Raw genomic sequence first — 12,482 nt, 5'->3', positions numbered from 1 at the left:
TCACTTGTAGCGCGCCGCCGCCTGGCTGTGCGACAGGTTCGGCCCCAGCGCGGCGCGGGCGGCGACGAAGGCATCCCAGTCGGCTGCATCCGGCAGCGAGGGTATGGTCACCAGTTCGCCCTGATCGAAACCGGCCAGCGCCGCATCGACCATCTCGCCCACTTCCATGATCATCGACGGCGGCAGCGCCGAGGCGTCGGTGCCGCTGCGCTCCCAGATCTCGGTGCGGGTCACGCCCGGCAGCACCGCCTGCAACTGCACGCCCGAACCCCGCAACTCACCGGCCAGGGTCTGGGTCAGGCTCAGCACGTAGGCCTTGGTCGCGCTGTACACGGCGTTGAACATCTCCGGCGCCAGCGCCACCACCGAGCCGAGGTTGATGATGCCGCCACGCCCCGCCGCAGAGAAATTGGCTGCAGCCGCAGCCGCCAGGTGGGTCAGTGCCACCACGTTGAGCTGGATCATCGCCTCGGCCTGCTCCAGATCGGCGTCGGCCAGCTTGCCGTTCATCGCCACACCCGCGTTGTTTACCAGCAGGCCGATACCGGCATCCTCACGCAGGCGTTGCGCCACCTTGAGGATATCGGCCTTCTGCGTCAGGTCGGCCGGCAGCACCTCGACGGCGACGCCATATTCGCCGCCCAGGCGCTCTGCCAGGGCCTGCAGGCGCTGGGCATCACGCGCCACCAGCAGGAGGTCGTGACCACGCCGAGCCAGACGCTCGGCGTAGGTGGCGCCGATGCCGGACGAGGCGCCGGTAATCAGGGCGGTAGCAGGCTTGCTTGCAGTGCTCATGGAAGTCTCCGGAATGAGGGATGAAGGTAGGTGAGCGATTTAGATTATGACCATAATCCTAGCCACTTATATGACTACCTTCATATAGCTTCGTCAAGCACTTTGCGCAGCGACCGTCTGGCGGGAAAGACTCGTACGGGAGTAGCAAAGAAGCCGCGCGCAGAACTTCTCGCGGCTTGACAGCGGCGCTGCCTGAGCAGGTGCAGGCAGCGCGACTCTCAGTTGGGGCGCATATCCACGCGCAGACGCAGATAGGAGGTCAGGCGCTTGCCGTTGATAAGCCCCTGATAGCCGTGACTGTCAAAGGTGGTGCTCTTGATCAGGTCGACGCGGAAACGCGGATTGCTTTCGTAGGTGCGGCCCAGGGTGCTGGTGGAGCGGCTGTCGAACAGGTCGGTACTGACCTTGACGAACTCGCGCGGGTTGCGTCGGCCGTTGGCACCACTGTTGTTCGGGCTGCTGAAGATGTCGCCGGTGGCGGTCATCGCCGAGCTGTAGTACTCGCGCCCACGCAGGCTGGTCTTGCCGCTGGCGATCACGAACTGCTGATTGGCCGGGCGGTAACGGTCGCCGGCGGTCAGGTAGCTAGCCAGCACGTCGTAGAGGGCATAGCTGCTACCAGTGCCGCGCTGCTTGTTGCGCAGGTCGAAGATGAACACGCCGTTGCTGCCGAGCACTTCCATCTCCACCTGGCCGAGGCTGGGGTTGTGCTGCACCAGCAGCGCGGTGTCCTCGTCGACGCCGTAGGCGAACGGCACGTTGGTGTAGTCGGCCAGGCGCACGATGCGCCCCTGACGGCCGCGCTCGCTGAAATGGGTGTCGAGCAGGCCGTGGCTGAAGAAGCCGAAACCGCCCTGCATGTCGTAGGACAGGTCATCACCGCCCGAGGTGGTGTAGACGCCGTAGCGCAGAGCGGGATAGCTCTCGCCGCCGGTGATCATCGGTCCGCCGACCATGATCGCGGTTCCCGCGCTGCTGCCGGCGAGCACGGCGCCGGCATCGTGCCGGGCGCGAATCGCGGCCAGTGCCGGCGTGTCGGCGCGCGTTGCGGTCTGCAGCGTCTGGGTCAGGCGCGCCTGGTCGCCGCCGCCGAAGAAGAAGCCGGTCATGCCGTTGATCTGCGCGATCACCTGCGGGTTGCTGTTGTTGCCGATGCTGTCCAGGTCGATGGGAATCCACTGGGCATCCTGGGCGCCGTAGGTCTTCAGCAGCTGCGCGTAGAATTCGCCATTGGACTTGGAGTTGCGCGCGTTGGCCGTGCCGGCGTCGGGGTCCTGGCTCGGTGGAATCGAGGCGGCGGTGATCACGCCGATGCGCGCCTGACTGCCGCCGGCCAGCTGCACCAGACGTTGGTAGATCACCGCGTTGTCGTCCTTGAGCCCGCCGCCCACCAGCAGCAGCGGGCCGGCCGCCAGGGCCGGCAGCGGTAACAGAAGAGCCAGCATGAGGGTGTAACGAATAACCGATCCGATCATTTCGATTTCTCCGCAGGTGCCGCAGGGGCACGGTTGGTGACGCTGGTTGGGGAACGGCGATTGGGAGCCAGAGCGCAGTCGGCGGGCCGGCCTCAGTAAACGGAAAACTGTTTGAAGTAGCGTTTCTCGATGCGCTTGTGGGTGCCGTCGGCAAGGATCGCGGCCAGCGCCCGATCGAGCTGTTGGCGCAGCTCGTCGTCACCCTTGCGCACGGCGATGCCCTGCCCCTGGCCGAAGAACTGCGGCGCCACCACGGGGCCGCCGACCTGCTCGAAGTCGCGGCCCAGTTCGGTCAGGAGGAAGCCGAAGTAACCGGAAACGGCGTCGTCGAGCACCAGATCCAGCTCGCCGCCTGCGAGCGCCCGGTAGGCCTGGGCGGCGCTGGGATAGCGCAGCAGCTGCACATGCTCGGCGAAGCGGGCCTCGAGAAAGCGCTCGTAGGTGGTGCCCTGTTGCACGCCGACGCGCTTGCCGGCGATGCGCCGCGGGGTGATCAGCATCTGATTGATATGGCCCTTGCGGGCAAAGAAGAAGGCCGGGGTCTGCGCATAGCGAGCGGTGAAGTCCACCCGTTCGGCGCGCGCCGCGGTGATCGACATGGACGCCAGGATCAGGTCCGCGCGTCCCGCGTCGAGTGCCGGGATCAGGTCATCCCAGGCGAAGCGCTGCAGTTCGCATTCGCGCTGCATGCGCTGACACAGGGCCCTGGCGATGTCGACGTTGAAGCCGACCAGATTGCCCTGCGCATCGAGTTCTTCGAAAGGCGGGAACTGCCCCTCCATGGCGACCCGCAACGGTCCTGCCGTGCCCGATTGGGCGAGCAGCACAGCGAACAGACACAACAGCATGCGTAGCATTTCGACTCCTTGCCCGCGCGGGGCCAGGGGGTCAGGTCTCCTGGCGGAAAAGCAGGCGCCGCTGGCGACGCCTTAAGGCCAAAGGAGCGTGGGAGCTGACCTTGAAGAAAAAGCTCCGGACGGCCCGTGATCTGTCGCCGCCCGGAGAATGCCGTTACAGGATGCTCAGCGGGTACTCGATGATCAGGCGCACCTCGTCGAGGTCGTCGTCGAATGCCGTGGAGCGGTGAGTGGCGTGACGCAGACGCAGCGACAGGTCCTTGGCCGCGCCTTCCTGGAACACGTAGCGCGCTTCCAGATCGCGTTCCCAATGCTTCTCGTCGTCACCGGCCCAGCCGGCGAAGGCGCCATTCGGATCGGCCTTGGTGCCGTCGATGTCGTCGCCCTTGATGTAGCGCGCCATGAAGGTCAGGCCGGGAACGCCGTAGTGCTTCATGTTCAGGTCGTAGCGGATCTGCACCGAGCGCTCGTTGGGGGCGTTGAAGTCGGAGTACTGCACCGAGTTGGCCAGCCAGATGGAGTCGCCGCCGATGTAGTCGAAGAACTCGTCGCCACGCACCTTCTGATAGGCCAGGCTGAGCTTGTGCGCGCCGAAGCTGTAGGCGCCCTTGAGCGACCAGGTCAGGGTGTCCAGCTCGCCGGCACGCGCCTCGCCTTCGTCGCGGGTCTTGTACGCCACCAGGTCGAAGTTCAGCGCCTGGCTATCGGCCAGCGGGATGTTGTAGTTCAGGTTGGCGAAGTACTGACGCCAGACATCCTTGGCCTCGCTGGCATAGAACATCAGGCTCAGGTCGTCATTGACCGCGTAGCTGAGGCCTGCGAAGTCGACGCTGCGCGCCTCCACCTCGGCGTACTCGCTGGTCAGGTCGTCATCGGAGTTGGTGGAGTTGCGGCGATTGATCGAGGTGAAGTGGCCGGCCTCGAAGGACAGTGCGTCGAACTCGCTGCTGGAAATCTGGAAGCCGGTCGCGGTCTCCGGCAGCAGGCGCGCATCGCCGGTGGCGAACACCGGTGCGGTCGGGCGCATCTCGCCGTACTTCAGCTCGGTGGAAGAGGCGCGCAGCTTCACCGCACCACCGATCTGGCCGTAGCTGTCCGGCACCTCGGCATCGGCGGTGCGGTTGTTGCTGATCGGCAGCAGGCCGTTGCCTACCCGGCCACGGCCGCTATCGAGCTTGACCCCGCCGTAGGCGAAGGCATCGGCGCCGACACCGACGGTCCCCTGGGTGAACCCCGAGCTGAAGTTCAGCTGCGCACCGTGTGCCCACTCCTCGCGATAGCCGTTGCGTTCGTTGACCGGCTTGGCACGGTTGATGCCCTGGCTGTTGCTGCCGCCATGACGGTAGTCGCGGTTCATGTAGAAATTGCGGTTGATCAGCTGCAGGCTGCTGTCCTCGATGAAACCCTTGGCTTCCTGCTGCTGACCGGCGGCGGCAGCCTGCGAGGCCACGGCACCGATGGCCAGGGCGAGACAGCTGAGTTTGAGAATCTTCATGCCTTACTCCGTTGGTTTTATTGGTATGGGGTGCCCGCAACGCGGGCGGTGTTCGCAGCCGCTCAGGTGAACAGCTCGGGAACCAGGTCAGCCGGGCATTCGCCGCGCTCGATCACGGCCTCCAGGCAAAGTGAGCGCTCTTCCAGCCAGCACACGAAGTAGCCCACGCCCCTGCGCCGCTTCAGGCGAAACGGCCAGCGCCGTTCCTGCAGCTCGCGGCTCAGTTCGAGGCGGCGCGGCAGGTGCAGCACCGAGAAGAAACCTGCCCGGGTGCGCACCCTTTCGTGCACTCGCACGCTGGAAGAGATGACGGTCTGTGCCATCTGGCTGTCGTCCTGCAGCAGCTTGTGCAGGGCGAAGACTTCCACTCGGTTCAATTGCATGGCTCGTTTCTCCGGCACAGCCGTGCCCGTCCCGCCTGCGCGGTGCAGGCGGGCTGGGGGTAGAGGTAGAAAAAAGGCTCTAGAGGCCGATGATGCGTGCCAGGGTCTCGGCGACCTCGGCGCGCGCGACCGGCGCAGCAGGCTCGAAGCGTCCCTGGTTGGCGCTCAGCCAACCTTCGGCCACGGTCTGCGCGGCAGCCTCGGCGTTCGCTACGGCGAGGCCGGCGACGTCCTGCAGCGCCACGGTCTTGCTCAACGTGGCTCCGCTGAAGCGCTCGACCAGCGTCTTGCAGGCCAGCGCCCAGTCCGCGCGGCTGGCCGGCCGCTCGGCGTCGAAGCGCTCGGCGCCATCCATCCAGCCGTTGGAAACCACCACTTCGATGTGCTCGCGTAGAGGATGCTCGGCCGGCACGTCGCTCAGCGTCGGCAGGGCCTTGAGGTTGGGCTCCGCGGCCAGGGTCATCTGCAGGGCATTGGCCAGCTCGCCGCGGGTTATCGGGCGCTGCGCCTCGAAGGCGCCTTCGGCGTTGAGGGTCATCAGGCCGCGGAAGGTCACCGCACGAATGGCGTCGCCGCGGCGACCGTTGCCGGCATCACGCGGGGCGCCAGCGGCCGGCTCGCGCAGATCGGCGGTCACCGGGCGGATATCCAGGCGCACGTCGCTGACGCTGTAGTTGGTCTGCGAATCGTGGAAGCGGCTATGAGCGGCGAAGTCCGTCCGCTTGCTGAATTCGAAGCGATAGCCGTAGTGGTAACCGTTGGCTGGGTTGTAGCGGGTCATCAGCCCGAGCTGACGGCTCGCCGTATTGTCGGCCAGGCCATAGAGCACCGCTCGGTTGATCGCCGACACGGCCGACAGGTCGGTGAGCAGGCGGTTGCCCACCAGGTACTCATTGCCAGGCTCGATCAGCTGCTTGCCGGCGTCCGGCCGGATCTCGCCCGAGGCCAGGTCGTAGCGATCACCATGACCGAGCATGGCCAGGCGCATGTCGTCGATCCGCGTGCCGTAGAGCCCGAAGCTCTTCTTCGCCGCGGCAGGGTCCATGATGGTCAGGTAGCCCTCGCCCAGTACCTCCAGCTCACCACTGGGCTTGATCCACATGGCGGTGTTGGTATCCAGACCGAAGCCCTTGCCCGGAGCCGGCTGTTCCAGCAGGTAGCTGGCCATGCGCGCGGCGCGCCCGCTGCTGGTTTCCTCGATCTTGTCGAAGTGCTGGTCGATCACGCCGGCGGTGAACAGACCTGCGCCCCTGAGCAGGGCGGTACCGCGCCGGCCCTCGGCCGTGGCCACGCCGAAATCCAGGGTGTCCATGACCACCCCGTAGGCGGTGGGCATGCGCGCACCGAGGATGCTGGCCCCGGCGCTGGTACCGGCCACCACGCCGCCCTTATCGTAGATCGCCTGCACGGCCTGCATGGCGAGCGACGGGCTGCCGTCGGCGTTGAACAGCGCACGGGCGATGCGCGCCTGATCGCCACCAACGAACCAGACCGCACTGGCCTCGCGCAGCGGCGCGACCACGGCAGGGTCGTTCATGGTGTCCTGATAGTTGTGGCGGTCGATGCCGACAATGCGGATGTGCTCGGCGGGCACGCCCAGGGCTTCGAGCTCGGCCTGGAAGCGCTTGCTGGAGCCCAGGCTGCCGCTGGCGGTGGGCATGATGGCGATACGCGCCTGCTGGGCACCGCCCGCCAGTTCGATGAGTTTCTCGTAGACCAGGCTGTTGCTGGCTCGCAGCATGCCGCCGACCGCCAGGAGGTTGCCATCGGCCATTACCGGATCAGCACTGCCGCAGAGGAGGAGCGCGGCGAGAAGGCCACGAAGATTGCGCTGTTTGTTCATTGTTATTGCTCTTGTCAGAAGTCGAAAGCGGTATGCCCCCTGCTCGCAGGCCAAATGAAATGGGCTTGGCGACAGGTCGCGGCGATATGAATTATTTTTTTCACAAAATTCACACGTGAAAATTTATATACCAGCCATTTTCAAGGCACAATCACCACACGCCACGTTTGACATAAATATTTCTTAAACGTAGATTCGTGAAAAAAAACATGTCAAAGATATTTATGCATCTGCCCGGGCGTCCCACCCGATCGCCCACCGGCCAAGGCTCACGAGGCCCTGCCGGCGCCGCCTGGCAACAGTCGGCGTAACGTTCAACCCCGCCGCCTGTCGCGACGGACGCTGCCTCCCAACCGCCATCCACTGGAGTAACAAGATGAACAAGATCGCTCTATTCGGCGCCCTGGCGCTCTCCACCTTCGGCACCTTCGCCGTCGCCGCCGAGCCGGCGCTGCGCATCGGCATCGAGGCGGCCTACCCGCCCTTCGCGTTCAAGACCGCCGACGGCAAGATCGCCGGCTTCGACTACGACATCGGCAACGAGCTGTGCGCGCAGATGCAGGTCAAATGCCAGTGGATCGAGCAGGAGTTCGACGGCCTGATTCCCTCGCTCAAGGTGCGCAAGGTCGACGCCGTGCTGTCCTCGATGTCGATCACCGAAGACCGTCTGAAGTCGGTGGACTTCTCCAAGAAGTACTACCACACCCCCGGCAAGCTGGTGATGAAGGAAGGCAGTCAGATCCAGGACCCGAGCGTCGACCTCAAGGGCAAGAAGGTAGCCGTGCAGCGCGCCTCCACCTACGATCGCTACGCTACTGCCGAACTGACCCCGGCCGGCGTCAACGTGGTGCGCTACGGCTCCAACAACGAAGCCTTCCTCGACCTGCTGGCAGGCCGGGTGGATGCGGTGCTGGCCGATGTGGTGAACATCGACGAGGGCTTCCTGAAAACCGACGGTGGCAAGGGTTTCGCCCTGGTCGGCCCTGATTTCAACGACCCGCGCTACTTCGGTCGCGGCGCCGGCATCGCCGTGCGCAAGGGCGACGCAGCCACCGCCGAGAAGCTCAACACCGCCATCGACGCCATTCGCAGCAACGGCAAGTACGCCGAGGTACAGGCCAAGTACTTCGACTACGACATCTACGGCCAGTAAGCCGCCCACCCCGGCGCCTGCAACAGGCGCCGGTTTCTCTGCGCTGCAACGAGGTTTCCCACCATGCTGCAAGGCTACGGCCCGATCATCGTCGAGGGCGCCTGGCTGACCCTGACTCTGGCTCTGTGTTCGATGGCGCTGGCCATCCTGCTCGGCCTCACCGGCGCTGCGCTGCGCCTCTCGCCACTGCGCTGGCTGGCCAATCTGGGCGACGCCTACGCCACCCTGATCCGGGGCATCCCCGACCTGGTGCTGATCCTGCTGATCTTCTATGGCGGTCAGGACCTGGTGAACCGCATCGCGCCCAGCCTGGGTTACACCGCCTACATCGACATCAACCCCTTCGTCGCCGGTGTGTTCACCATGGGCTTCATCTTCGGCGCCTATCTGTCGGAGACCTTCCGCGGCGCCTTTATGGCCATCGCCAAGGGCCAGGCCGAGGCCGGTGCAGCCTATGGCATGAGCGGCGCCCAGGTGTTCTTGCGCATCCTGGTGCCGCAGATGATCCGCTTCGCCATTCCCGGCTTCACCAACAACTGGCTGGTGCTGACCAAGGCCACCGCGCTGATCTCGGTGGTCGGCCTGCAGGACATGATGTTCAAGGCCAAGAACGCCGCCGACGCCACCCGTGAACCCTTCACGTTCTATCTTGCCGTGGCGGGCCTGTACCTGCTGCTGACCAGCGTCTCGCTGCTGCTCCTGCGCGCCGTCGAAAAGCGTTACTCGGTCGGCGTTCGCACGGCTGAAATCTGAGGATCACGTCCATGCTCGATTTCCATCTGATCCTCTCCAGCCTGCCGCTGTATGCCAGCGGTCTGCTGGTCACCTTCGAGCTGCTGCTGATCGCCCTCGCCCTGGGCCTGCTGCTGGCTCTGCCGTTGGCCCTGATGCGGGTGTCGCGCTCGCCGCTGGTGAACTTCCCAGCCTGGCTCTATACCTACGTGATTCGCGGCACGCCGATGCTGGTACAGCTATTTCTGCTCTACTACGGCCTGGCCCAGTTCGACGTCATCCGCGACAGCTTCATGTGGCCGTACTTTTCCAGCGCCACCTTCTGCGCCTGCCTGGCCTTCGCCATCAACACCAGCGCCTACACGGCGGAGATTCTGGCCGGCAGCCTCAAGGCCACGCCGCCCGGCGAGATCGAGGCAGCCAGGGCCATGGGCATGTCACGCGCCCAGCTCTACCGGCGCATCCTGCTGCCTTCGGCCATGCGCCGCGCGCTGCCGCAGTACAGCAACGAGGTGATCATGATGCTGCACACCACTTCGCTGGCCTCGCTGGTGACGCTCATCGACCTCACCGGTGCAGCCCGCACCATCAGCTCGCAGTACTACATGCCGTTCGAGGCCTTCATCACCGCCGGCCTGTTCTATCTGGTGCTGACGGTGGGCCTGGTGCGCCTGTTCAAATACGCCGAACTGCGCTGGCTGGCCCACCTGACCCCACGCAAGCATTAACAAGGAAGCCCTATGCAACGTATCGACCATCCACTGCCCTGGAGCCCGACCGGAACCAGCCGTCACCTCAGCGTGCTGCGTTACGGCAGCGGCCCGTGCAAGGCCTACATCCAGGCCAGCCTGCATGCCGACGAGCTGCCGGGCATGCGCGTGGCGGTGGAACTCAGGCGTCGTCTGCAGCAGCTGGAAAGCGCCGGACGCCTGACCGGCGTGATCGAACTGGTACCGGTGGCCAACCCCATTGGCCTGAGCCAGCTGTTCCAGGCGGCGGTCCAGGGCCGCTTCGAATTCGCCAGCGGCAGGAACTTCAACCGCGATTTCGTCGATCTGGCGGCCGCGGTCGCAGCGCATGTGGAGGGGCACCTGGGCAGCGACGAAGCGAGCAACGTGCGCCTGATTCGCCGCGCCATGAACGAGGCGCTGGACGCCCTGCCCGCGCCGGCCTCGGAGCTGGAAGGCATGCAGCGTCTGCTGCTGCGTCATGCCTGCGATGCCGACATCGTGCTCGACCTGCACTGCGACTTCGAGGCCGCGGTGCACCTGTACAGCGCGCCGCAGCACTGGCCGGCCCTGCGCCCTCTGGCGGCGCGTCTGCAGGCCGGCGCGGTGCTGCTGGCCGAGGATTCCGGCGGCAGCTCGTTCGACGAGGCCTGCGCCATGCCCTGGCAACGACTGCGCCAGCGTTTCCCCGAAGCCGAGATTCCCCTGGCCTGCCTGGCCACCACCGTAGAGCTGGGCGGCATGGCCGACACCGAAGCCGAACGCGCGGTAGCCAGCGCCGAGGCGATTCTGGCCTTCCTCGCCGAGCGGGGACTGATCGCCGGCGACTGGCCGGCAGCGCCGGAACACTGCTGCGAGGCCACGCCCTTTGCCGGCGCGCAGTACGCCCTCGCCCCACATCCGGGCGTGGTCAGCTTCTTCAAGCAGCCGGGCGAGTGGGTCGAACACGGCGAGGCACTGTTCGAGGTGATCGACCCCTTGAGCGAGCAGCACAGCATCGTCCGCGCCGAAACCTGCGGCGTGCTCTATGCCCGCGAGCGCATGCGCTTCGCCCGCCCCGGCCTGTGGCTGGCCAAGGTCGCCGGGGCAACGCCCATTCGCCAGGGTCGCCTGCTCAGCGACTGACTCATGCCCTAAGAGAACAACAACATGTACAAACTCGAAGTTCAGGACCTGCACAAACGCTACGGTAGCCACGAGGTGATCCGCGGCGTATCGATGGCTGCCAAGGCCGGCGACGTGATCAGCATCATCGGCTCCAGCGGCTCGGGCAAGAGCACCTTCCTGCGCTGCATCAACCTGCTGGAGCAGCCGCATGCCGGTCGCATCCAGCTCAATGGCGAAGAGCTCAGGCTGGTCGCCAATCGCGGCGGCGCGCTCAAGGCCGCCGACGCCAAGCAGTTGCAGCGTATGCGCTCGCGTCTGGCCATGGTGTTCCAGCACTTCAATCTGTGGTCGCACATGAGCGCCCTGGACAACGTCATGGAAGCGCCGGTGCACGTACTCGGTCAGAGCAAGGCCGAGGCGCGCGACAGGGCCGAGCACTACCTGGCCAAGGTCGGCGTCGCGCACCGCAAGGACGCCTACCCGGCGCACATGTCCGGCGGCGAGCAGCAGCGCGTAGCCATCGCCCGCGCCCTGGCCATGGAGCCGGAGGTGATGCTGTTCGACGAGCCCACCTCGGCCCTCGACCCCGAGCTGGTCGGCGAGGTGCTCAAGGTAATGCAGGACCTGGCCACCGAAGGTCGCACCATGGTGGTGGTGACCCACGAAATGGGTTTTGCCCGCGAGGTGTCCAACCAGCTGATGTTCCTGCACAAGGGTCTGGTGGAAGAACAGGGCCACCCGCGCGAGGTATTGGCCAACCCGCAGTCCGAGCGCCTGCAGCAGTTTCTCTGCGGCAGCCTCAAGTAAGCGAAACAGGCGCACGGCGGGCGGCTTCGGATACACTGCGCGCCATCGCCAGACCGGATCAGCCCAGCCATGCCGAGCAGCTCGTCGTCTTCCGCCACCGTTTACAGCGCCCCCATCCTGCGCAAGCTGGCCGAGGTCGCGCCACAGCTGCAGCCCTCGCTGCGCAAGGTGGCCGACTTCATCCTGCGCCATCCGCTGAAGGCCGCAACTCTGACCATCGAAGAGCTGGCGCAGGCCACGCAGACCTCGCCTGCGGCGGTCAACCGTCTGGCCAAGGCCATGGAGCTGCGCGGCTACATCAGCCTGAAGGCCGAGCTGGTCGCCACCCTGCAGGACATGGTGTCGCCGGTGGACAAGCTGCGCGACGAGCTGGCGCAGCGCCCGGACGGGGCCTTCGGTCTGCATGAACATCTGCAGATCGCCAGCAGCAATCTCGGCGCGGCGGCCAGCAACAATGACGCCGCCGTGTTCGAGGCAGTGATCGGGCGCCTGCTCGGGGCGCGCCGCATCTACATTCTCGGCTTCGGCAACAGCGCCTACATGGCCGGCCTGGCTGCGGCCAACCTGGTGCCCTTCTGCGATGACGCCACCGCCATCAGTATGGAAGGCGGCAACGAGAACGCCGCCTACCGCCTGGCCGCCATCACCGAGCGCGACGTGCTGCTGACCATCTCCCTGCCGCGCTATTCGCTCGACACCCTGCAACTGGCGCGTTTTGCCCGCGAACGCGGCGCCTGCGTGCTGGCCATCACCGACTCGCCCGCCTCGCCGCTGGTGGAGATCGCCGAGTACAGCCTGTTCGCCCCCGCCGAACACCCGGTGCTGATCAGCTCCAATGCCGCCGTGCTGGCCCTGATCGAAGCCCTGGTGGCAGGTGTCATGGCGCGTAACAAGGAGGCGGTAAGCCTCGCCCAGGAACTGACCGAAAGCGTCATGGCCTATCTGCACGTACCCGGCACCGAGCGCGCGCCGCGCAAGCCTCGCAAACGGCGCCCCTGAGCTGACGATACGCACCAAGTCAAAGCCAAAGCTGTCTCAACGATCAGAAAAAGTGCAGAGCGGCGCCCAACGCACTCTGCATAAATTTCTTCATCCAATTGATTTTAA

The 12,482-nt window shown here is 65.6% G+C and carries 12 protein-coding genes; 6 read left to right on the top strand and 6 right to left on the bottom strand.

Features of this window, described 5'->3' with window-relative positions; genetic code table 11:
* From BLT86_RS24975 to BLT86_RS24950, 6 genes are all read right to left on the bottom strand, one after another.
* Positions 1-795: an SDR family NAD(P)-dependent oxidoreductase gene (locus BLT86_RS24975; RefSeq protein ID WP_017678108.1), complete on the bottom strand. Its 795-nt coding sequence runs from the start codon at positions 793-795 to the stop codon at positions 1-3.
* Between the two features lie 218 nt (positions 796-1,013).
* Positions 1,014-2,270 carry a cyanophycinase gene (locus BLT86_RS24970; RefSeq protein ID WP_017678109.1) on the bottom strand — a complete coding sequence of 419 codons (1,257 nt, stop codon included), beginning with the start codon at positions 2,268-2,270 and terminating at the stop codon, positions 1,014-1,016.
* A gap of 92 nt (positions 2,271-2,362) precedes the next feature.
* Entirely contained in the window at positions 2,363-3,127 is a 765-nt protein-coding gene (locus BLT86_RS24965) for a transporter substrate-binding domain-containing protein (RefSeq protein WP_017678110.1), read from the bottom strand.
* Between the two features lie 154 nt (positions 3,128-3,281).
* Entirely contained in the window at positions 3,282-4,622 is a 1,341-nt protein-coding gene (locus BLT86_RS24960; RefSeq protein ID WP_021488198.1) for an OprD family porin, read from the bottom strand.
* A 62-nt stretch (positions 4,623-4,684) separates the two neighbouring features.
* A complete protein-coding gene (locus BLT86_RS24955; RefSeq protein WP_017678112.1) occupies positions 4,685-5,005 on the bottom strand; it encodes a hypothetical protein in 321 nt (106 codons plus the stop codon).
* 79 nt (positions 5,006-5,084) lie between these two features.
* The gene (locus BLT86_RS24950) at positions 5,085-6,848 is read right to left on the bottom strand and encodes a cyanophycinase (protein WP_090336410.1); all 1,764 of its coding nucleotides are present in this window, start codon (positions 6,846-6,848) and stop codon (positions 5,085-5,087) included.
* 376 nt (positions 6,849-7,224) lie between these two features.
* On the opposite strand from BLT86_RS24950, the gene BLT86_RS24945 reads away from it, so the two are divergent.
* The 6 genes from BLT86_RS24945 to BLT86_RS24920 all read left to right on the top strand — a co-directional run bounded on the left by BLT86_RS24945 (position 7,225) and on the right by BLT86_RS24920 (position 12,374).
* Positions 7,225-8,001: an ABC transporter substrate-binding protein gene (locus BLT86_RS24945; protein ID WP_017678114.1), complete on the top strand. Its 777-nt coding sequence runs from the start codon at positions 7,225-7,227 to the stop codon at positions 7,999-8,001.
* Between the two features lie 63 nt (positions 8,002-8,064).
* On the top strand, positions 8,065-8,754 hold the full coding sequence (locus BLT86_RS24940; RefSeq protein WP_017678115.1) for an ABC transporter permease: 690 nt from the start codon (positions 8,065-8,067) through the stop codon (positions 8,752-8,754).
* An 11-nt stretch (positions 8,755-8,765) separates the two neighbouring features.
* Positions 8,766-9,461 carry an ABC transporter permease gene (locus BLT86_RS24935; protein ID WP_059390595.1) on the top strand — a complete coding sequence of 232 codons (696 nt, stop codon included), beginning with the start codon at positions 8,766-8,768 and terminating at the stop codon, positions 9,459-9,461.
* Positions 9,462-9,473: 12 nt separating this feature from the next.
* Entirely contained in the window at positions 9,474-10,586 is a 1,113-nt protein-coding gene (locus BLT86_RS24930) for a succinylglutamate desuccinylase/aspartoacylase family protein (protein WP_090336413.1), read from the top strand.
* A gap of 24 nt (positions 10,587-10,610) precedes the next feature.
* Positions 10,611-11,375: an ABC transporter ATP-binding protein gene (locus tag BLT86_RS24925; protein WP_090336414.1), complete on the top strand. Its 765-nt coding sequence runs from the start codon at positions 10,611-10,613 to the stop codon at positions 11,373-11,375.
* Between the two features lie 69 nt (positions 11,376-11,444).
* Positions 11,445-12,374 carry a MurR/RpiR family transcriptional regulator gene (locus tag BLT86_RS24920; protein ID WP_017678119.1) on the top strand — a complete coding sequence of 310 codons (930 nt, stop codon included), beginning with the start codon at positions 11,445-11,447 and terminating at the stop codon, positions 12,372-12,374.
* Positions 12,375-12,482 lie beyond the last annotated feature (108 nt).

This window comes from Pseudomonas sihuiensis (assembly GCF_900106015.1).
Taxonomy (GTDB): domain Bacteria; phylum Pseudomonadota; class Gammaproteobacteria; order Pseudomonadales; family Pseudomonadaceae; genus Aquipseudomonas; species Aquipseudomonas sihuiensis.
Note: the sequence above shows the minus strand (reverse complement) of the source record. Positions and strands in the feature narration are given on the sequence as shown.